At 69.5% G+C, this 20744-nt stretch carries 13 protein-coding genes and 3 rRNA genes; 15 read left to right on the top strand and 1 reads right to left on the bottom strand.

Features of this window, described 5'->3' with window-relative positions; all coding sequences use genetic code 11:
- Positions 1-40: 40 nt before the first annotated feature.
- Entirely contained in the window at positions 41-1093 is a 1053-nt protein-coding gene (gene pheS, locus PP1_RS04225; RefSeq protein ID WP_010225560.1) for a phenylalanine--tRNA ligase subunit alpha, read from the top strand.
- A 45-nt stretch (positions 1094-1138) separates the two neighbouring features.
- The gene (gene pheT / locus PP1_RS04220) at positions 1139-3646 is read left to right on the top strand and encodes a phenylalanine--tRNA ligase subunit beta (RefSeq protein ID WP_029239253.1); all 2508 of its coding nucleotides are present in this window, start codon (positions 1139-1141) and stop codon (positions 3644-3646) included.
- Between the two features lie 13 nt (positions 3647-3659).
- On the opposite strand, the gene PP1_RS04215 is transcribed toward pheT, so the two are convergent.
- A complete protein-coding gene (locus tag PP1_RS04215; protein ID WP_075314164.1) occupies positions 3660-4472 on the bottom strand; it encodes a hypothetical protein in 813 nt (270 codons plus the stop codon).
- Between the two features lie 102 nt (positions 4473-4574).
- Between PP1_RS04215 and argC the strand changes: the two genes are divergently transcribed.
- From argC to rrf, 13 genes are all read left to right on the top strand, one after another.
- Positions 4575-5609 (top strand): N-acetyl-gamma-glutamyl-phosphate reductase, encoded by a 1035-nt coding sequence (gene argC / locus PP1_RS04210; RefSeq protein WP_083697336.1) that lies wholly within the window; start codon positions 4575-4577, stop codon positions 5607-5609.
- The gene (gene argJ, locus PP1_RS04205) at positions 5606-6778 is read left to right on the top strand and encodes a bifunctional glutamate N-acetyltransferase/amino-acid acetyltransferase ArgJ (protein WP_029239252.1); all 1173 of its coding nucleotides are present in this window, start codon (positions 5606-5608) and stop codon (positions 6776-6778) included. The genes argC and argJ overlap by 4 nt, the downstream gene beginning before the upstream one ends.
- Positions 6779-6809: 31 nt before the next feature.
- On the top strand, positions 6810-7736 hold the full coding sequence (gene argB, locus PP1_RS04200; protein WP_010225551.1) for an acetylglutamate kinase: 927 nt from the start codon (positions 6810-6812) through the stop codon (positions 7734-7736).
- On the top strand, positions 7733-8926 hold the full coding sequence (locus tag PP1_RS04195; RefSeq protein WP_010225549.1) for an acetylornithine transaminase: 1194 nt from the start codon (positions 7733-7735) through the stop codon (positions 8924-8926). Before argB ends, PP1_RS04195 begins: the two co-directional genes overlap by 4 nt.
- On the top strand, positions 8926-9846 hold the full coding sequence (gene argF, locus PP1_RS04190) for an ornithine carbamoyltransferase (protein WP_010225547.1): 921 nt from the start codon (positions 8926-8928) through the stop codon (positions 9844-9846). Before PP1_RS04195 ends, argF begins: the two co-directional genes overlap by 1 nt.
- A complete protein-coding gene (locus PP1_RS04185; RefSeq protein WP_010225546.1) occupies positions 9843-10394 on the top strand; it encodes an arginine repressor in 552 nt (183 codons plus the stop codon). The genes argF and PP1_RS04185 overlap by 4 nt, the downstream gene beginning before the upstream one ends.
- Positions 10395-10478: 84 nt before the next feature.
- Positions 10479-11888: an argininosuccinate lyase gene (argH, locus tag PP1_RS04180; protein WP_010225543.1), complete on the top strand. Its 1410-nt coding sequence runs from the start codon at positions 10479-10481 to the stop codon at positions 11886-11888.
- Entirely contained in the window at positions 11885-13108 is a 1224-nt protein-coding gene (locus PP1_RS04175) for an aminotransferase class I/II-fold pyridoxal phosphate-dependent enzyme (protein ID WP_010225541.1), read from the top strand. The genes argH and PP1_RS04175 overlap by 4 nt, the downstream gene beginning before the upstream one ends.
- A gap of 63 nt (positions 13109-13171) precedes the next feature.
- Positions 13172-13846, top strand: a complete 675-nt coding sequence (locus PP1_RS04170) for a DNA-3-methyladenine glycosylase (RefSeq protein ID WP_050802222.1) — start codon at positions 13172-13174, stop codon at positions 13844-13846.
- An 8-nt stretch (positions 13847-13854) separates the two neighbouring features.
- Complete coding sequence (gene tyrS / locus PP1_RS04165; protein ID WP_139323860.1) at positions 13855-15126, top strand: tyrosine--tRNA ligase; 1272 nt, start codon at positions 13855-13857, stop codon at positions 15124-15126.
- A 430-nt stretch (positions 15127-15556) separates the two neighbouring features.
- Positions 15557-17076: ribosomal RNA gene (locus PP1_RS04160) — 16S ribosomal RNA — on the top strand.
- Between the two features lie 320 nt (positions 17077-17396).
- Positions 17397-20497: ribosomal RNA gene (locus PP1_RS04155) — 23S ribosomal RNA — on the top strand.
- Positions 20498-20627: 130 nt separating this feature from the next.
- A 5S ribosomal RNA gene (gene rrf, locus PP1_RS04150) occupies positions 20628-20744 on the top strand.
- Together the 16S, 23S and 5S rRNA genes form the textbook arrangement of a ribosomal RNA operon.

Below are 20744 nucleotides of genomic sequence, written 5' to 3'. Positions count from 1 at the left end.
CCGAAACCCGTTCGGGGCGCACCTCTACGATCGGGGCACCATGAGTGACGACGGTACGAACCCGCTGGACCCGGACGCGCTGAAGGCTGCCGTGGAGGCGGCGCGTGCGGCGTTCGACGCCGCCGCGGACCTGGACGACCTGGCCGCCGTGAAGCCGGCCCACCTCGGCGACCGTGCCCCGATCCCGATGGCCCGCCGCGAGCTCGGGCAGCTGCCCGGCCCGGAGCGCGCCGACGCCGGGAAGCGGGTCAACGCCGCCCGCCAGGAGGCACAGGCCGCGTTCGACGAGCGCCGGGCCGTGCTGGTCACCGAGCGCGACGCGCGGGTGCTGCGCGACGAGGCCGTCGACGTGACCCTGCCGTGGGACCGGTGCCCCCGCGGCGCCCGGCACCCCGTCACCCAGCTGTCCGAGCGGATCGCCGACATCTTCGTCGCGATGGGCTGGGAGGTCGCCGAGGGCCCCGAGGTCGAGGCGTCGTGGCTGAACTTCGACGCGCTGAACTTCGGCAAGGACCACCCCGCCCGCACCATGCAGGACACCTTCTACCTCGGTGACCCGGCGCGCGGGCAGGACTCGGGGACGGTGCTGCGCACGCACACCTCGCCGGTGCAGGTCCGGACCCTGCTCGAGCGGGAGCTCCCCGTGTACGTGGCGTGCCCCGGCCGTACGTTCCGCACCGACGAGCTCGACGCCACCCACACCCCGGTCTTCCACCAGGTCGAGGGGCTCGCCGTCGACCGCGGTCTCACCATGGCGCACCTCAAGGGCACCCTCGACGCGTTCGCCCGCGCCGTCTTCGGGCCGGAGGCCGGTACCCGGATGCGGCCGTCGTACTTCCCCTTCACCGAGCCGTCCGCCGAGGTGGACCTCTGGTTCCCGCAGAAGAAGGGCGGGGCGGGCTGGGTCGAGTGGGGTGGCTGCGGGATGGTCAACCCGAACGTCCTGCGCGCCGCGGGCGTCGACCCTGACGAGTTCTCCGGCTTCGCGTTCGGCATGGGCATCGAGCGGACCCTGATGTTCCGCAACGGCATCCCCGACATGCGCGACATGGTCGAGGGCGACGTCCGCTTCTCCACCGCGTTCGGCGTCTGAGCGATCCCGCCACCACCTGCGTCACCACCTGAGGAGTTCTGAGCAGTGCGAGTGTCCGCCTCCTGGCTCGCCCGGCACGTCGACCCGGCGGCCCTGCCCGCCTCGCCCGAGGAGATCGGCGAGGCCTTCGTGCGGGTCGGGCTGGAGGTCGAGGACATCCACCCGGCCCCGGAGATCAGCGGGCCGGTGACGGTCGCGCGGGTGCTGGAGATCTCCGAGCTCACCGGGTTCAAGAAGCCCATCCGGTACTGCCGGGTCGGCTTCGAGGGTGACCGTTCCCGCCAGGTCGTCTGCGGGGCGACCAACTTCACCGTCGGCGACCTCGTCGTCGTCACCGAGCCGGGGGCCGTCCTGCCCGGCGGGTTCGCGATCGCCTCGCGGACGACCTACGGCCACGTCTCCGACGGCATGATCGCCTCGGCGAAGGAGCTCGGCCTCGGCGCGGACCACGCCGGGATCCTCGTGCTGCCCCCGGGCACCGCCGAGCCGGGCGACGACGCCGTGACCGTCCTCGGTCTGGCCGAGCCGGTCGTCGAGCTCGCCGTCACCCCGGACCGGGGCTACTGCTTCGCCGTGCGCGGCCTGGCCCGCGAGCTGGCCACCTCGCTCGGGGCGGACTTCACCGACCCGGCCGGCCGGGTGACCGTCCCGGACACCGGCGGCGACGCCTGGCCGGTCCGGATCGCCGACACCGAGGGGTGCCCGCGCTTCGTCGTCCGCCGCGTGGACGGCGTCGACCCGGCCGCGGCCAGCCCCTGGTGGATGCAGCGCGCGCTGCTCTCCGCCGGGATGCGGCCCATCTCGCTGATCGTCGACGTCACGAACTTCGTCATGCTGGATCTCGGGCAGCCGCTGCACGCCTACGACGCCGTGCGCGTCTCCGGAGCGATCGAGGTCCGCCGGGCGGCGGCGGGGGAGAAGCTGGAGACGCTCGACGGGCAGTCCCGCACCCTCGACCCCGACGACCTGCTGATCACCGACGACTCCGGGCCGATCGGCCTCGCCGGCGTGATGGGCGGGGCGTCGACCGAGATCCCCGCGCTCGCCGACCTCGCCGACGGCGCCCGGGTGGACGTGCTGATCGAGGCCGCGCACTTCGCCCCGCAGGTCATCGCCCGCGCCGCGCGTCGGCACAAGCTGCCGAGCGAGGCGTCCCGCCGTTTCGAGCGGGTCGTCGATCCGGCGCTGCCGCCGGTCGCGGCCGAACGGGCCGCGCAGCTGCTCGTCGAGCTGGGCGGCGGCACGCTCGCCGACGGGCGCACGGACGAGGGCGGGATCCCTGCGGTCCCGTCGGTGCGGATGCCGCTGTCGATGCCGGACCGGGTCGCCGGCGTCGCCTACCCGCGGGGTGCCACCGTCCGCCGCCTCGGCCAGGTGGGGTGCGCGGTCGACCTGGACACCGGCACCGACGGTCAGGGCGTCGTCGTCGCGACGCCACCGACCTGGCGACCGGACCTGCGGATGGCCGCCGACCTGGTCGAGGAGGTGCTGCGGCTCGAGGGCTACGACACCATCCCCTCCGAGCTGCCGACCGCTCCGGCCGGGCGCGGGCTGACGGTGTCCCAGCTGCGGCGGCGCGCGGTGTCGCGGGCGCTGGCCGAGGCCGGGCACGTCGAGGTGCTGCCGTTCCCGTTCGTCTCCGACAGCGTGTGGGACGACCTCGGGCTGGACGCCGACGACGAGAGGCGTCGCACCGTCGCCGTCACCAACCCGCTGGACGCCGAGCGGTCCCGGCTGACCACCACCCTGCTGCCGGGGCTGCTGGACATGCTGGTGCGCAACCGTTCCCGTGGGACGGAGGACCTCGCGCTGTACGCGATCGCGCAGGTCGTGCAGCCGCAGGAGATCACACCGGAGATGCCGGACCCGGCGGTCACCGGCAGGCCGTCCGACGACGAGTACGCCGCGATCCGGGCCGCGCTGCCGGCGCAGCCGGTGCACGTCGGCGTCGTCCTCGCCGGGAACCGTGAGCCGCGCGGATGGTGGGGGCGTGGCCGCCCGGCGGCCTGGGAGGACGCCGTCGAGGCCGCCCGCCTGACGGGTGCGGCGGCGGGGGTGGAGCTCCGCCCGCGGCGCGCCGAGCGCGCGCCGTGGCACCCGGGCCGGTGCGCCGAGATCGTCGTGGCCGGGACCGGGACGGTCGTCGGTCACGCCGGCGAGCTGCACCCGAAGGTCGTCGAGGCGCTGGGTCTCCCTGCGCGCACCGCCGCCGCCGAGATCGACCTGGACGCGGTGCCGCTGCGCGAGAACCTGCCGGTCCCGCTGGTGTCGGCGTTCCCGCCGGTCGCGGTGGACGTCGCCCTGGTCGCCGACGAGTCGGTCCCCTCGGCGGACCTCGCGGACGCGCTGACCGCGGGTGCGGGGGAGCTGCTGGAGTCGGTGCGGCTGTTCGACGTCTACACCGGCGACCAGGTCGGTGCGGGCAAGCGGTCGCTGGCGTTCTCGCTCCGGTTGCGCGCCGGGGACCGGACGCTGACCAGCGAGGAGGCGAACACTGCGCGCGACGCCGCGGTCGCCGAGGCGACGAGCCGGTACGGGGCGGCGCTGCGCTGACCCGTGTCGTGGCTCAGCGGGGGAGCGCGGCGGCCGCGGAGCGTGCGGCGGCCCGCCACTGCTCGTCGCTCGGGGTGCGGCCGGCGACGGCGATCGTCACGAGGTGGCGTGCGGTCCCGAGCTGCAGCGTCGGACCGGCCACCGTGCCGAGCAGTGCGGCCTGCGTGCCGTCGCCGGTCCCGGTGAGCGGGCGGGCGCCCGCGGCGTCGCGCACGTAGCGGGCCGGGGTAGTCCGGTTGGTCGTGTACACGTTCACCGCGACCGACGACGACCCGCCGACGGCGAAGCAGGAGCGGGTGGTGGTGCCGTCCGACCGGCGGACCTCGGAGTCGGCCGCGTCGACGGCCGGGCCGGTGCCGAGCAGGCCGGTCAGGGCCACCTCGTCGAGGAGGCACTCGTCCGCGAGGACGTCCGAGGTGAGCGCGGGCGGCGCGGTGGCGGGTCGTGGCACCGGGGCGCCACGCCCCGGCCGGCGACCACCGGTCTCCCCGTCACCGCCGACCGCGACCGGCGGGACGACGCGGGTCGCCCCGGTCACCGGGGCGGGCGGTGGTGTCTGCGGGGCGGGTTCCGGCACCGGGGCCGGCGCGGGCTCGCCCGTCACCGGCGACGCCGGCTCCGTGAACGACGACGGTGGGACGCGTGTCGCCGTGGGCCCGGGTACCGGTGCGGCCACCCCGGCGGGACGGGCCGGTCCCTGACCGGCCGGCCACGGCGTGCCCGCCACGGTGGTCGCGCAGCCCACCAGCACGACCGCGGCCAGGCCGGTCAGGCCCGCCGCGACGATCCTCGCCGGGAGACACCCGGTCGAACGCTCCGTCCGCACCCGCGGGAGGCTAGGGTCCGGCGGCGTCGCCGGTCGCGGTCCGCGGTCCCCCGATCGCGATCGCGAACCGCGTTGCATGAGCTTCCGCAGGCGTGCATAATCATCCACGTGGTACGCATCGCAGTGGCGGGAGCCAGCGGGTACGCCGGGGGAGAGCTCCTCCGGTTGCTCCTCGCACATCCGGACGTGGAGATCGGTGCCCTCACAGCAGGCGGCAACGCCGGGAGCCGTCTGGGCGAGCACCAGCCGCACCTCGCGCCGCTCGCGGAGCGTGTGCTGGAGGAGAGCACGGCGGAGTGTCTCGCCGGGCACGACGCGGTGTTCCTCGCGCTCCCGCACGGCAAGTCCGCCGAGCTCGCCGCGCAGCTCGGCGAGGACACCCTGGTGATCGACTGCGGGGCGGACCACCGGTTGACCGATCCCGCCGCGTGGGACCGCTGGTACGGCGGCGAGCACGCCGGGCACTGGCCGTACGGCCTGCCCGAGCTGCCCGGGGCACGGGAGCAGCTCGTCGGCTCGAACCGGGTCGCCGTGCCCGGCTGCTACCCGACGGGCACGAGCCTCGCACTGTTCCCCGCGCTGGTCGCGGGCCTGGTCGCGCCCGAGGTCGTGATCACCGCCGTGACCGGCACGTCGGGCGCGGGCAAGTCGCTCAAGCCCCACCTGCTCGGCGCCGAGGTCATGGGCTCCCTGTCGGCGTACGGTGTCGGGGGCGCCCACCGGCACACCCCCGAGATCACCCAGAACCTGTCGGCCGCACTCGGCGCACCGGTGTCGGTGAGCTTCACCCCGGTCCTCGCGCCGCTGCCCCGGGGCATCCTCGCCTCGTGCTCGGCACCGCTGGCCGATCCCTCGACCGACACGGCCACGGTCCGGCAGGCGTACGAGAAGGCCTACGCGGGCGAGCCGTTCGTCCGGCTGCTGCCGGAGGGGCAGTGGCCGACCACCGCGCAGACCCTGGGGTCGAACGTGGTGGCCCTGCAGATGACCGTCGACCCCGACGCGGGGCGCCTGATCGTCGTCTCCGCCATCGACAACCTCACCAAGGGCACCGCCGGCGGTGCCGTGCAGTGCATGAACCTGGCGCTCGGCCTGCCCGAGACGACCGGCCTGCCGACGACGGGAGTGGCACCGTGAGTGTGACCGCAGCGCAGGGGTTCCGTGCCGCGGGGATCGCCGCGGGGATCAAGAAGTCCGGCAGGGCCGACCTGGCGCTGGTCGTCAACGACGGGCCGCGCACCGAGGCCGCGGGCGTGTTCACCCGGAACAAGGTGAAGGCCGCTCCGGTGTTGTGGTCGCAGCAGGTGCTCACCACGGGGGCGCTTCGCGCGGTCGTGCTCAACGCCGGCGGCGCGAACGCCTGCACCGGCCCCGAGGGCTTCCAGACGGCGCACGCCACCGCGGAGAAGGCCGCGGAGATGCTCGGGTGCGGCGCGATCGAGGTCGCGATCTGCTCGACCGGTCTGATCGGCGAGCAGCTCCCGCGCGAGACCGTGCTCGCCGGTGTGGAGAAGGTGTCCGGCGAGCTGGCGGCGACTCCCGAGGCGGGGGCCTCGGTGGCCGGCGCGATCATGACCACCGACACCGTGCCGAAGGAGGCCCAGGTCTCCGACCCGGCGGGCTGGACCGTCGGCGGCACCACCAAGGGCGCCGGGATGATCGCCCCGTCGATGGCGACGATGCTCAGCGTGATCACCACCGACGCGGTGGTCGAGCAGCCCGTGCTCGACGCGGCGCTGCGCGAGGCGGTGCGCTACAGCTTCGACCGGCTCGACGTCGACGGCTCGATGTCGACCAACGACACCGTGCTCGTGCTGTCGTCGGGTGCGTCGGGCGTGCCGGCCGACCAGGCCGTGTTCACCGCTGCGCTCACCCGGGTCTGCCGGGACCTGGCCGCCCAGATGCAGGCCGACGCCGAGGGGGTCAGCAAGCGGATCACCGTGCGGGTCAGCGGGGCCGCCTCGGAGGACGACGCCGTCACGGTCGCCCGCACGATCGCCCGGGACGCGCTGGTGAAGACCGCGATGTTCGGCTCCGACCCGAACTGGGGCCGGATCGCCGCCGCGGCCGGGTACGCCGACGCGGACATCGATCCGGAGACGCTGGACATCACGATCAACGGCGTGCTGCTGTGCCGCGGTGCCGTCGTGGCCGGTGACCGCGCCGACTGCGACCTGTCCGGCAAGGACGTCCTGATCGAGGTCGAGCTCGGCCGCTCCGGCGGGATCGAGGGCAACACCGCGGAGATCCGGACCACCGACCTGTCCCATGCCTACGTGGAGGAGAACAGTGCCTACTCCTCCTGAGCAGTCCGCCGCGAGCAGACCGCAGCCGCAGGTGGCGCCCTCGCCGGAGACACCTGCACGGCTGAAGCGGGCCGGCGAGAAGGCCGGGGTGCTGGCCGAGGCGCTGCCGTGGCTGCAGCGCTTCCACGGCCGGATCGTGGTCGTGAAGTACGGCGGCAACGCGATGATCGACGAGGAGCTGAAGCAGGCCTTCGCCCGGGACATGGTCTTCCTGCGGCTGGCGGGCATCCACCCGGTCGTCGTCCACGGCGGCGGACCGCAGATCAGCGCGATGCTCACCCGGCTGGGAATGCCCGGCGAGTTCCGCGGCGGGCTGCGGGTCACCACCCCGGAGACGATGGAGATCGTCCGGATGGTGCTCTTCGGTCAGGTCGGCCGGGAGCTGGTCGGGCTGATCAACCAGCACGGGCCCCTGGCGGTGGGTCTCTCCGGTGAGGACGCCGGCCTGTTCACCGCCGAGAAGCGCACCGCCCTGGTGGGCGGCGACCCGGTCGACATCGGGCTGGTCGGCGACGTCACCGAGGTGAACCCGGACGCGGTGCTGGACATCATCGCCGCGGGCCGGATCCCGGTGGTCGCCGGGATCGCGCCGGACGCCGACGGCCAGGTGCACAACATCAACGCCGACAGCGCGGCCGCCGCGCTGGCAGGTGCACTGGACGCCGCGAAGCTGGTGGTGCTCACCGACGTCGAGGGGCTCTACGCGAACTACCCCGACCCGGAGTCGATCATCACCTCGCTGACGGCGGACCAGCTCGAGCCGATGCTGCCCCGGCTGGAGAGCGGCATGGCGCCCAAGATGGAGGCCTGCCTGCGCGCGGTGCGCTCGGGCGTCGGGCAGGCGCACGTGATCGACGGGCGGGTACCGCACTCGGTCCTGCTCGAGGTCTTCACACACGAGGGTGTCGGGACGATGGTCCTTCCCGACACCCCTGCTGACGGGGTGACACAGGAATGACCACGCACGCCCAGCGGTGGCAGGCCGCGCTGATGAACAACTACGGCACCCCGCCGCTGACCCTGGTCCGCGGCGAGGGCGCCCACGTGTGGGACGCCGAGGGCCGCCGGTACCTGGACCTCTACGCCGGCATCGCGGTCAATGCGCTGGGCCACGCCCACCCCGCGGTCGTCGAGGCGGTGTCCACCCAGGTCGGCACGCTCGGCCACACCTCGAACTTCTTCATCACCGAGCCCGCTCTCCAGCTCGCCGAGCGCCTGCAGGGGCTGCTCGGCCGGGTCGACGCGCGCACGCTCCTCTGCAACTCCGGGACCGAGGCCAACGAGGCCGCGTTCAAGATCGCGCGCCGCACCGGGCGGCCGGAGATCGTCGCCTGCGAGGGTGCGTTCCACGGCCGCACCATGGGAGCGCTCGCGCTCACCGGGCAGCCGGCGAAGCGGGCCCCGTTCGAGCCGATGCCGTCGGGTGTCACGCACGTCCCGTTCGGAGACCTCGCGGCGCTCGACGCGGCGGTCACCGAGAACACGGCCGCGGTGTTCCTGGAGCCGATCCTCGGCGAGGCCGGGGTGATCGTGCCCCCGGAGGGCTATCTCGCCGAGGCGCGCCGGATCACCGCGGAGCGGGGGGCCCTGCTCGTCCTCGACGAGGTGCAGACGGGCATCGGGCGGACCGGGCAGTGGTTCGCCCACCAGGCCCACGGCGTCGTTCCCGACGTCGTCACCCTGGCCAAGGGCCTCGGTGGCGGTCTGCCGATCGGAGCCTGCATCGGGATCGGCGCAGCGGCCGCGCTGCTCGAACCGGGGCAGCACGGCACCACCTTCGGCGGCAACCCGGTCGCCTGCGCGGCGGCGCTCGCGGTGCTCGACACGGTCGCGACCGACGGCCTGCTCGAGCACGTCGGCCGGCTCGGCAAGGAGATCCGCAGCGGGATCGAGGGCCTCGGACACCCGGTGGTCGGCGAGGTGACGGGTGCGGGCCTGCACATCGGCATCGGGCTGACCTCGCCGGTCGCGGCCCAGGCGGCGACCGCGGCGCGCGACGCCGGTTTCCTGATCAACAACTGCACACCGGAGCGGCTGCGCCTGGCCCCGGCGCTCACACTGACCGACGAGGAGGCCCACGAGTTCCTCGCCGCGTTCCCCGCGATCCTCGACGCGGCCGCCGCCGAGCGGGAAGGCCAGGGCAGCTGATGCTCCGTCACCTCCTGCGCGACGACGATCTCTCCCCGGCCGAGCAGACCGAGGTCCTCGACCTGGCCGACCGGCTCAAGGCCGACCGGTTCTCCGAGCGTCCCCTCGAGGGACCGAAGGCCGTCGCCGTCGTCTTCGACAAGTCCTCGACCCGCACCCGCGTGTCGTTCGAGGCCGGGATCACCCAGCTCGGGGGCACGGCGGTCATCCTCGACGGGACCACCAGCCAGCTCGGGCGTGGCGAGACCATCTCCGACACCTCCCGGGTCCTGTCCCGCTACGTCGACGCGATCGTCTGGCGCACCTCGGGCCAGGAGCGGATCGAGGAGATGGCATCGGTGGCGACCGTGCCGGTGGTGAACGCGCTGACCGACCGGTTCCACCCGTGCCAGATCCTCGCCGACCTGCAGACGGTCCGGGAGCGGCTCGGGCGGCTCGCCGGCGTCACGCTCACCTACCTCGGCGACGGCGCGAACAACATCGCGCACTCGCTGCTGCTCGGCGGGGCGACCGCCGGGCTGCACGTGCGCGTGTCCGCCCCGGCCGGGTTCACCCCGGACCCGGAGGTGGTCCGCGACGCGAAGGCGCGCGCCGAGCAGACCGGCGGTTCGGTCACGCTCGTCGCCGACCCGGTCGCCGCGGTCGCGGGCGCCGACGTCCTGGTCACCGACACCTGGACGTCGATGGGGCAGGAGGAGGACGGTCTGGACCGGATCGCGCCGTTCCGCTCGTACCAGATCGGCGCCGATCTGCTCGCCCGCGCCGCCCCCGGCGCCATCGTGCTGCACTGCCTGCCCGCGCACCGCGGGGAGGAGATCACCGACGACGTGATCGACGGCTCGGCCAGCGCGGTGTGGGACGAGGCGGAGAACCGGCTGCACGCGCAGAAGGCCCTCCTCACCTGGCTGCTGCGCGCATGAGCGACGGCGAACGACGTCAGGGCAACGCGAGCCGGGTCACCCGGCAGGCCAAGATCGTCGACGTGCTCTGGCACCGCGCGGTCCGCAGCCAGCCGGAGCTGCAGGTCCTGCTGGACCAGCTGCACGGCATCGAGACCACACAGGCCACGCTGTCGCGGGATCTCGACGAGCTCGGCGCGGTCAAGCTCCGTGGCCCCGACGGCGGCGCCCCGGTCTACCGCATCCCCGAGGACGGAAGCCCGGTCCGTGGCGTCGAGGGCGGCACGACGCGGCTGGGCCGCTTGCTGGGGGAGCTGCTCGTCTCGGCCGACGCGAGTGGGAACCTGGCGGTCCTGCGGACGCCGCCGGGCGCCGCGCACTACCTTGCGAGCGCGCTCGACCGGGCCGCGCTGCACGACGTCGTCGGGACCATCGCCGGCGACGACACGATCATCGTGGTCGCTCGCGAGCCCCGCACCGGGGCGGAGCTCGCGCAGCGGCTGCAGGAACTGCCGAACGCCGTGCCGGCCGACGTGCCGGTCCCGGCGCACGCGACGAAGGAGAGCTGACATGGCGGACCGGGGCGTACCGGCCCACGGAGCCGGGCCGGGCACCGCACCGGCGACCGGCGGCACCGGCGACGGGCGGCGGTCATGAGCGCCGCGCTGTGGGGTGGCCGGTTCGCGTCCGGTCCGGCCGATGCGCTCGCCGCGCTGAGCAAGTCGACGCACTTCGACTGGGCACTGGCCCCCTACGACATCCGCGGTTCGAAGGCGCACGCCCGCGTGCTGCACCGCGCCGGACTGCTGTCGGACGAGGAGCTGTCCGGCATGCACAAGGCGCTCGACGAGCTCGCCGCGGACGTGGCGTCCGGCGTGTTCGGCCCCGAGCCGGGTGACGAGGACGTGCACACCGCTCTGGAGCGCGGCCTGATCGAGCGGGCCGGGCCCGACCTCGGCGGGAAGCTGCGCGCCGGCCGGTCGCGCAACGACCAGGTCGCCACCCAGTTCCGGATGTGGCTGCGCGACGCGACCCGGCGGGTCGCCGACGGGGTGCTCGACGTGGTCGACGCGCTGGTCGGCCAGGCCGAGACGCACGCGGGCGCGGCGATGCCGGGCCGCACCCACCTGCAGCACGCCCAGCCGGTGCTGCTCGGCCACCAGCTCGGTGCCCACGCGCAGGCTCTGCTGCGCGACGTGGACCGGCTCCGCGACTGGGACCGGCGCACCGCGTACTCGCCGTACGGCTCCGGCGCGCTCGCCGGTTCCTCGCTGGGGCTCGACCCGGAGGCCGTGGCCGCGGAGCTCGGCTTCACCAGCTCGTCGGCGAACTCGATCGACGGCACCGCGTCGCGGGACTTCGCCGCCGAGGCCGCGTTCGTGCTCGCGATGATCGGCGTCGATCTCTCGCGGCTGTCGGAGGAGGTGATCCTCTGGGCGACCGCCGAGTTCGGCTACGTCACCCTCGACGACGCCTTCTCCACGGGCAGCTCGATCATGCCGCAGAAGAAGAACCCGGACGTCGCGGAGCTGGCCCGCGGCAAGTCCGGCCGGCTGGTCGGGAACCTCACCGGGCTGATGACGACGCTCAAGGGCCTTCCGCTCGCCTACAACCGCGACCTGCAGGAGGACAAGGAGCCGCTGTTCGACTCGGTCGCCCAGCTCGAGCTCCTGCTCCCCGCGATCGCCGGGATGGTGGCGACACTGACCTTCCACACCGACCGGCTGGCCGAGCTGGCCCCGGCCGGCTTCACCCTCGCGACGGACGTCGCGGAGTGGCTCGTCCGCCAGGGCGTGCCGTTCCGGGTGGCGCACGAGGCGGCCGGCGGATGCGTCCGGGCCGCGGAGGCCCGCGGCGTCGGCCTCGACGACCTGACCGACGGCGAACTGGCCGGCGTCCACCCGGCGCTGACTCCGAGTGTCCGCGAGGTGCTGAGCGTGGAAGGCTCCATCGCGTCGCGGGACGCCCGGGGCGGTACCGCGGGCGACCGGGTCGCCGAGCAGCTGACCGACCTGCGCGACGAAGCCGCAGCAGCACGAGAGTTCACCGGAGGAACCGCATGACCGACCCTGCCGCAGCGTACGAGGAGCTCAAGGCCGCCGGCCTGAAGCTGGACCTGACGCGGGGCAAGCCGTCATCCGAGCAGCTCGACCTGTCGAACGCGCTGCTCGGACTGCCGGGTGCGGGTGACCACCGCGCAGCCGACGGCACCGACACCCGCAACTACGGCGGTCTCAAGGGCCTGCCCGAGCTCCGGGAGATCTTCGCGCCGTCCCTGCAGGTCCCGGTCGACCAGCTGATCGCGTGGAACAACTCCAGCCTGGAGCTGATGCACGACACGCTGGTGCACGCGCTGCTGTCCCCGTTGCCGGGCGCGACCACCCGCTGGGCCGACGCCGGCCGGGTGGCCTTCATCGCGCCCGTCCCCGGCTACGACCGGCACTACGGCGTCTGCGACCGCCTCGGCATCGACCTGGTGTCCGTTCCGATGACCCCCGAGGGCCCGGACATGGACGAGGTCGAGCGGCTCGTGGCCGACGACCCGTCGATCAAGGGCATCTGGTGCGTGCCCAAGTACTCGAACCCGGACGGTGCCGTCTACTCCGACGACGTCGTGCGCCGGCTCGCGTCGATGCCGACCGCGGCCCCGGACTTCCGGATCATGTGGGACAACGCCTACGCGGTGCACCACCTGACCACCGACGAGATCGAGATCGCCGACATGCTGGCGCTGGCCGCCGAGGCCGGTCACCCCGACCGTCCGTTCGTGTTCGGCTCGACCTCGAAGATCACGCTCGCCGGTGCCGGCGTCGCCTTCCTCGGCGCGTCGCCGGCGAACGTCGAGTGGTGGACGGCGCTCACCGGCAAGAAGTCGATCGGCCCGGACAAGGTCAATCACCTGCGCCAGGCCCGCTTCCTCAAGGACGAGGCCGGTCTGCGTGCCCACATGGCCGCCCACCGTGAGCTGATCGCGCCGAAGTTCGCCGCCGTCGAACGGCTGCTGAGCGAGGCGTTCTCCGACGTCGAGGGCGTCTCGTGGACGACGCCGAAGGGCGGCTACTTCGTCAGCCTCACCGTTCCGGACGGTCTGGCGACCGAGGTCGTGCGCCTCGCCAAGGACGCCGGCGTCGTGCTGACGCCGGCCGGTGCGACGCACCCGGGAGGCAAGGACCCGCAGGACGCGGTCATCCGCCTCGCCCCGACCCTGCCGCCGCAGGACGAGGTGGAGAAGGCGATGGCGGGTGTCGTGACCTGCGTGCAGCTCGCCCTGTCCCGGCGCTGAGTGGGGGCGGAGCACGACGCCGAGGGGCCCGACCGGTACGACCGGCCGGGCCCCTCGGCCGTCCTGGACCGGTCGGAGCTGGCGGTCGACGTCCTGCCGGCCGCCGAGCGGCTCCTGGGGTGCGTGCTGGAGGCGGACACCCCGGACGGTGTGGTCGCGGTGCGGCTCGTCGAGGTCGAGGCGTACCGGGGACGGGACGACCCGGCGTCGCACTCGTTCCGGGGCCGTACTCCGCGCAACGCGGTGATGTTCGGACCGCCGGGGCACCTCTACGTGTACTTCGTGTACGGCATGCACTTCTGCGCGAACGTGACGTGCTTGTCCGACGGTGAGCCGGGCGCGGTGCTGCTTCGTGGTGCCGAGGTCGTGACCGACCCGGGGATCGCCCGGCTCCGGCGGCCGACCGCCCGCACGGACGCCGACCTGGCTCGCGGACCGGCCCGCCTGGCGTCGCTGCTCGGGCTGGGGCGCGACGACAACGGTGTCGACATCACCGACCCGGCGTCGCGCGTGCGGCTGGTCGCGGGGGACCCGGTGCCCTCCGGGTCCGTGCGGACCGGTCCCCGGGTGGGTGTGGCGGCCGCGGCCGACCTGCCGTGGCGGTACTGGGTGGCGGGGTCGACCGCCGTGAGTACGTACCGGGCGGGGACCCGGGCAGGGCGCAGGAGCCGTTCCGACGGCGGCTCCCCGGATGGGGATCCGTACCCGGATGCGGCGTCCCGGCCCCGCCGACGATGATGGGCGGCGTGGGTACGGACATCCTGGACGAGCTGGAGTGGCGCGGCCTGATCGCGCAGAGCACCGACCGTGACGCGCTGGCGAAGGAACTCGCCGGCGACGAGCCGATCACGCTCTACGCCGGGTTCGATCCGACCGCGCCGAGCCTGCACGCCGGGCACCTCGTCCCGATGCTGACATTGCGACGGTTCCAGGAGGCCGGTCACCGGCCGGTGATCCTCGCCGGGGGAGCCACGGGGATGATCGGGGACCCGCGGGACGTGGGGGAGCGGACCCTCAACGACGAGGCGACCGTCGCCGAGTGGACGGGCCTGATCCGGGGCCAGCTCGAGCGGTTCGTGACGTTCGACGACTCCCCGACCGGGGCCCTGGCGGTCAACAACCTGGACTGGACGGGGCAGCAGACCGTCCTCGAGTTCCTGCGCGACCTCGGCAAACACTTCCCCGTGAACACGATGCTCGCCCGGGAGACGGTGAAGCGTCGTCTCGCCGGGGAGGGCATGTCCTACACCGAGTTCAGCTACCTGTTGCTCCAGTCGCAGGACTACCTGCACCTGTACCGGGAGCTCGGCTGCCGTCTCCAGATCGGTGGCTCCGACCAGTGGGGCAACATCGTCGGCGGGGTCGACCTGATCCGGCGGATCGAGGGTGCGTCCGTGCACGCGATGACACTGCCGCTGGTGACGGACTCCGAGGGCCGGAAGTTCGGCAAGTCCACGGGTGGCGGCAACATCTGGCTCGATCCGGACCGGACCTCGCCCTACGCCTGGTACCAGTACTTCGTGAACGTCGCCGACGCCGACGTCATCGGCTACCTGAAGCTCCTCACCTTCCTGGATCGCGAGGAGATCGACGTCCTGGCCACCGAACTGACCGACGCGCCCCATCTGCGCAGCGCACAACGACGGCTGGCGACCGAGCTGACCACGATGGTCCACGGTGAGGAGCAGACCCGGCAGGTGACGACGGCGAGTCAGGCCCTTTTCGGACGCGCAGACCTGTCCGAGCTGGACGCCGGCACGCTGGCCGCAGCGCTCGCCGAGGTGCCCACGGCCGACACCGGTGGGAGCGACACGATCGTCGACCTGCTCGTGTCGACCGGACTGACCGACAGCCGGGGCGCCGCGCGCCGCGCGGTCAAGGAGGGCGGGGCGTACGTGAACAACGTGAAGGTGACCGACGAGGAGTGGGTGCCACGCGCCGAGGACGCCCTCGCCGGGGGATGGCTCGTGGTCCGGCGCGGGAAGCGCAACCTCGCGGGCGCACGCCTTGCGGGCTGAATGACTGCCTGACCTGCAGAGACTGTCGTTGGGTACCCCCCGTGCAGAGGCCCTGTCCACGGTGCTGTAACTTTCTCTCCGTCGCCAGGACGGGACGGACGAGAGCGGGAACGGCCGACAGGCCCAAGCCCCGAGTCCGGTCCGAGGGTGACGGCCTCGAGATCCACTCTGGTGGAGATCAGGACGCCTGAGACTAGGGTTGACTCTGGCCTCAGGTGCACGTAGCATAGAAGAGTTGCCTCCCTGAAGGAGCAACTTGACGCCCCGGGACGACGGCCGAGAGGTCCGGTTCTCGAGCGCGGGTGTCCTTTGAGAACTCAACAGTGTGTCGAGCTATTTTATGGTTTGGCGTTTTTGTGCCAGATTGTTTGTTTGGCTGCCGGTGCGACCCCGTCGTGCTGGTGGGCCAGTTGTTTGTAAGTCAGGGTTTTTGTTGGAGAGTTTGATCCTGGCTCAGGACGAACGCTGGCGGCGTGCTTAACACATGCAAGTCGAGCGGTAAGGCCCTTTCGGGGGTACACGAGCGGCGAACGGGTGAGTAACACGTGGGTGACCTGCCCTCCACTCTGGGATAAGCCCGGGAAACTGGGTCTAATACCGGATAGGACCTCTCAACGCATGTTGGGTGGTGGAAAGTTTTTTCGGTGGGGGATGGGCCCGCGGCCTATCAGCTTGTTGGTGGGGTGATGGCCTACCAAGGCGGTGACGGGTAGCCGGCCTGAGAGGGCGACCGGCCACACTGGGACTGAGACACGGCCCAGACTCCTACGGGAGGCAGCAGTGGGGAATATTGCGCAATGGGCGGAAGCCTGACGCAGCGACGCCGCGTGGGGGATGACGGCCTTCGGGTTGTAAACCTCTTTCGCCAGGGACGAAGCTTTTGTGACGGTACCTGGAGAAGAAGCACCGGCCAACTACGTGCCAGCAGCCGCGGTAACACGTAGGGTGCGAGCGTTGTCCGGAATTATTGGGCGTAAAGAGCTCGTAGGCGGTGTGTCGCGTCGGCCGTGAAAACTTGGGGCTTAACTCTGAGCGTGCGGTCGATACGGGCATCACTTGAGTTCGGCAGGGGAGACTGGAATTCCTGGTGTAGCGGTGAAATGCGCAGATATCAGGAGGAACACCGGTGGCGAAGGCGGGTCTCTGGGCCGATACTGACGCTGAGGAGCGAAAGCGTGGGGAGCGAACAGGATTAGATACCCTGGTAGTCCACGCCGTAAACGTTGGGCGCTAGGTGTGGGGACCATTCCACGGTTTCTGCGCCGCAGCTAACGCATTAAGCGCCCCGCCTGGGGAGTACGGCCGCAAGGCTAAAACTCAAAGGAATTGACGGGGGCCCGCACAAGCGGCGGAGCATGTGGATTAATTCGATGCAACGCGAAGAACCTTACCTGGGTTTGACATGCACAGGATCGCGGCAGAGATGTCGTTTCCCTTGTGGCCTGTGTGCAGGTGGTGCATGGCTGTCGTCAGCTCGTGTCGTGAGATGTTGGGTTAAGTCCCGCAACGAGCGCAACCCTTATTCCATGTTGCCAGCACGTAGTGGTGGGGACTCATGGGAGACTGCCGGGGTCAACTCGGAGGAAGGTGGGGATGACGTCAAGTCATCATGCCCCTTATGTCCAGGGCTTCACACATGCTACAATGGCTCATACAGAGGGCTGCGAGACTGTGAGGTGGAGCGAATCCCTTAAAGTGAGTCTCAGTTCGGATCGGGGTCTGCAACTCGACCCCGTGAAGTTGGAGTCGCTAGTAATCGCAGATCAGCAACGCTGCGGTGAATACGTTCCCGGGCCTTGTACACACCGCCCGTCACGTCACGAAAGTTGGTAACACCCGAAGCCGGCGGCCCAACCCTTGTGGAGGGAGTCGTCGAAGGTGGGACTGGCGATTGGGACGAAGTCGTAACAAGGTAGCCGTACCGGAAGGTGCGGCTGGATCACCTCCTTTCTAAGGAGTCTCACCATGTGGTGGGGCACCGGCTCGTTTCTTTCGTTTCTTCTGAAATGTGGGAATGTGTTGGTTCCTTAACTGAGATCGCGCTGTCGGCCCCGAGTGTGGGTCGGGTGTGACTGGGTGGAACGCAATGAACGTCAGGCTGTGGTTCGGCACACTGTTGGGTCCTGAGGGGACACCGGTTTGGTGGGTGTTGTCTTTGGCCGCGTGGGTTCTGGGTTGTCCTAACGCCTTCTGGTTGGGGGTGGTGGTTGCCTGGGGTCTTGTGTGGTTGTGGGTTGAGTGTTGCATAGTGGATGCGAGCATCTTGTTGTGGTCAAGTTGTTAAGAGCACATGGTGGATGCCTGGGCATCAGGAGCCGATGAAGGACGTGGGAGGCCGCGATAGTCCTCGGGGAGTTGTCAACCGAACTGTGATCCGAGGGTGTCCGAATGGGGAAACCCAGCACCCGTCATGGGGTGTTACCCGTACCTGAATTCATAGGGTGCGTGGAGGGAACGTGGGGAAGTGAAACATCTCAGTACCCACAGGAAGAGAAAACAACAGTGATTCCGTGAGTAGTGGCGAGCGAAAGCGGAAGAGGCTAAACCGTGTCCGTGTCAAGCCGGCAGGTGTTGCGGATGCGGGGTTGTGAGACGTGCTGTTCATCTTCTGCCGAGGATGGGACGGTCCAGTGTTTGTGTTAGCGGAACGACTCTGGGATGGTCGGCCGTAGTGGGTGAGAGCCCCGTACGCGAAAGCATGAGTCTGGTCGTGGGCATTGTTCTCGAGTAGCAGCGAGCTCGTGGAATTTGCTGTGAATCTGGCGGGACCACCCGTCAAGCCTAAATACTACCTGGTGACCGATAGCGGACTAGTACCGTGAGGGAAAGGTGAAAAGTACCCCGGGAGGGGAGTGAAATAGTACCTGAAACCGTGTGCTTACAAGCCGTCAGAGCCTGGAGCAGTCTTGTGCTGCAGGGTGATGGCGTGCCTTTTGAAGAATGAGCCTGCGAGTTATGCTTCGTGGCGAGGTTAACCCGTTGTGGGGTAGCCGTAGCGAAAGCGAGTCCGAATAGGGCGGTGGAGTCGCGGGGTGTAGACCCGAAGCGGAGTGATCTACCCATGGCCAGGGTGAAGCGTCGGTAAGACGTCGTGGAGGCCCGAACCCACCAGGGTTGAAAACCTGGGGGATGAGCTGTGGGTAGGGGTGAAAGGCCAATCAAACTTCGTGATAGCTGGTTCTCCCCGAAATGCATTTAGGTGCAGCGTCGTGTGTTTCTCATCGGAGGTAGAGCACTGGATGGCCTAGGGGGCCGACAAGCTTACCGAAGTCAGCCAAACTCCGAATGCCGGTGAGTGAGAGCGCGGCAGTGAGACTGCGGGGGATAAGCTTCGTGGTCGAGAGGGAAACAGCCCAGATCACCGGCTAAGGCCCCTAAGCGTGCGCTAAGTGGGAAAGGATGTGGGATCGCCCGGACAACCAGGAGGTTGGCTTAGAAGCAGCCACCCTTGAAAGAGTGCGTAATAGCTCACTGGTCAAGTGGTCCTGCGCCGACAATGTAGCGGGGCTCAAGCGCACCGCCGAAGCCGTGGCAATGACACTGTTGTGTTGTTGGGTAGGGGAGCGTCCTGCATCTGGTGAAGCCCGGGAGTGATTTACGGGTGGAGGGTGTGGGAGTGAGAATGCAGGCATGAGTAGCGAATGCAGAGTGAGAATCTCTGCCGCCGGATGACCAAGGGTTCCTGGGCCAGGTTGTTCCGCCCAGGGTGAGCCGGGACCTAAGGCGAGGCCGTCAGGCGTAGTCGATGGACAACGGGTTGATATTCCCGTGCTCGTGATAGTGCGTCCATGCCGGGGCCGGTGATGCTAACCATCCGAACCCACCTTCGCTCCTTCGGGAGTGTTGTTTGTGGGGGAGCGTGGGATCCGATCCGGTAGTAGGCAAGTGATGGGGTGACGCAGGAGGGTAGCTCCGCCACGCGGTGGTTGTCGTGGTGTAAGCCTGTAGCCCGAGTCCTAGGTAAATCCGGGGCTCATCAAGGGTGAGAGGTGATGCGTAGCCGATTGAGGCGAAGAGGGTGATCCCATGCTGTCGAGAAAAGCCTCTAGCGAGTGCTGTTGCGGCCCGTACCCCAAACCGACACAGGTGGTCAGGTAGAGAATACCGAGGCGATCGAGCGAACTGTGGTTAAGGAATTCGGCAAAATACCTCCGTAACTTCGGGAGAAGGAGGGCCATCTGCCTTGAAGCCCCTTCGCGGGCTAGGGGTGGGTGGTCGCAGAGACCAGGCCCAAGCGACTGTTTACTAAAAACACAGGTCCGTGCGAAGTCGCAAGACGATGTATACGGACTGACGCCTGCCCGGTGCTGGAACGTTAAGAGGACCTGTTAGCTCCTTTGGGGGCGAAGCGGAGAATTTAAGCGCCAGTAAACGGCGGTGGTAACTATAACCATCCTAAGGTAGCGAAATTCCTTGTCGGGTAAGTTCCGACCTGCACGAATGGCGTAACGACTTGGGCGCTGTCTCGACCACAGACTCGGCGAAATTGCATTACGAGTAAAGATGCTCGTTACGCGCGGCAGGACGGAAAGACCCCGGGACCTTTACTATAGCTTGGTATTGATGCTCGGTTCGGCTTGTGTAGGATAGGTGGGAGACTGTGAAGTCGTCACGCTAGTGGCGGTGGAGTCGTTGTTGAAATACCACTCTGGTCGAATTGGGTGTCTGAACCTCGGGCCATGATCTGGTTCAGGGACAGTGCCTGGTGGGTAGTTTAACTGGGGCGGTTGCCTCCTAAAGAGTAACGGAGGCGCCCAAAGGTTCCCTCAGCCTGGTTGGCAATCAGGTGTTGAGTGTAAGTGCACAAGGGAGCTTGACTGTGAGACTGACGGGTCGAGCAGGGACGAAAGTCGGGACTAGTGATCCGGCACCTCCTGGTGGAAGGGGTGTCGCTCAACGGATAAAAGGTACCCCGGGGATAACAGGCTGATCTTGCCCAAGAGTCCATATCGACGGCATGGTTTGGCACCTCGATGTCGGCTCGTCGCATCCTGGGGCTGGAGTAGGTCCCAAGGGTTGGGCTGTTCGCCCATTAAAGCGGTACGCGAGCTGGGTTTAGAACGTCGTGAGACAGTTCGGTCCCTATCCGCCGCGCGCGTTGGAGACTTGAGGAAGGCTGTCCCTAGTACGAGAGGACCGGGACGGACGAACCTCTGGTGTGCCAGTTGTCCCGCCAGGGGCACGGCTGGTTGGCTATGTTCGGGAGGGATAACCGCTGAAGGCATCTAAGCGGGAAGCCTGTTCCAAGATGAGGTCTCCCACCACCTTGAGTGGGTAAGGCTCCCAGTAGATGACTGGGTTGATAGGCCGGAGATGGAAGCCTTGTGAGGGGTGGAGTTGACCGGTACTAATAGGCCGAGGGCTTGCCACAACATGTTGTTCGCATCCACTGTGTGACCCTGAGTCCACAACCACTGGTTGTGTGGTCTCTGTTTCCTGGGTTTTCTCGTGTCCCACTGTGTGGGGTGTGAGGGGGCGTGGAGATGTAATTGGATAGTGTTGTCGGTGGTTATGGCGGTAGGGGAACGCCCGGTCCCATTCCGAACCCGGTAGCTAAGCCTTCCTGCGCCGATGGTACTGCACTCGACAGGGTGTGGGAGAGTAGGTCGCCGCCGACA

It is taken from the genome of Pseudonocardia sp. P1, assembly GCF_000178675.2.
Lineage (GTDB): Bacteria > Actinomycetota > Actinomycetes > Mycobacteriales > Pseudonocardiaceae > Pseudonocardia.
The sequence above is the reverse complement of the archived record's forward strand: the minus strand, read 5'-3'. Positions and strand labels throughout refer to the sequence as shown.

Coding starts and splice junctions, on each gene's coding strand:
- pheS (WP_010225560.1), top strand. CDS start 41: ATGAGTGACGACGGTACGAACCCGCTGGACCCGGACGCGCTGAAGGCT.
- PP1_RS04195 (WP_010225549.1), top strand. CDS start 7,733: ATGACCACGCACGCCCAGCGGTGGCAGGCCGCGCTGATGAACAACTAC.
- argF (WP_010225547.1), top strand. CDS start 8,926: ATGCTCCGTCACCTCCTGCGCGACGACGATCTCTCCCCGGCCGAGCAG.
- PP1_RS04185 (WP_010225546.1), top strand. CDS start 9,843: ATGAGCGACGGCGAACGACGTCAGGGCAACGCGAGCCGGGTCACCCGG.
- argH (WP_010225543.1), top strand. CDS start 10,479: ATGAGCGCCGCGCTGTGGGGTGGCCGGTTCGCGTCCGGTCCGGCCGAT.
- PP1_RS04175 (WP_010225541.1), top strand. CDS start 11,885: ATGACCGACCCTGCCGCAGCGTACGAGGAGCTCAAGGCCGCCGGCCTG.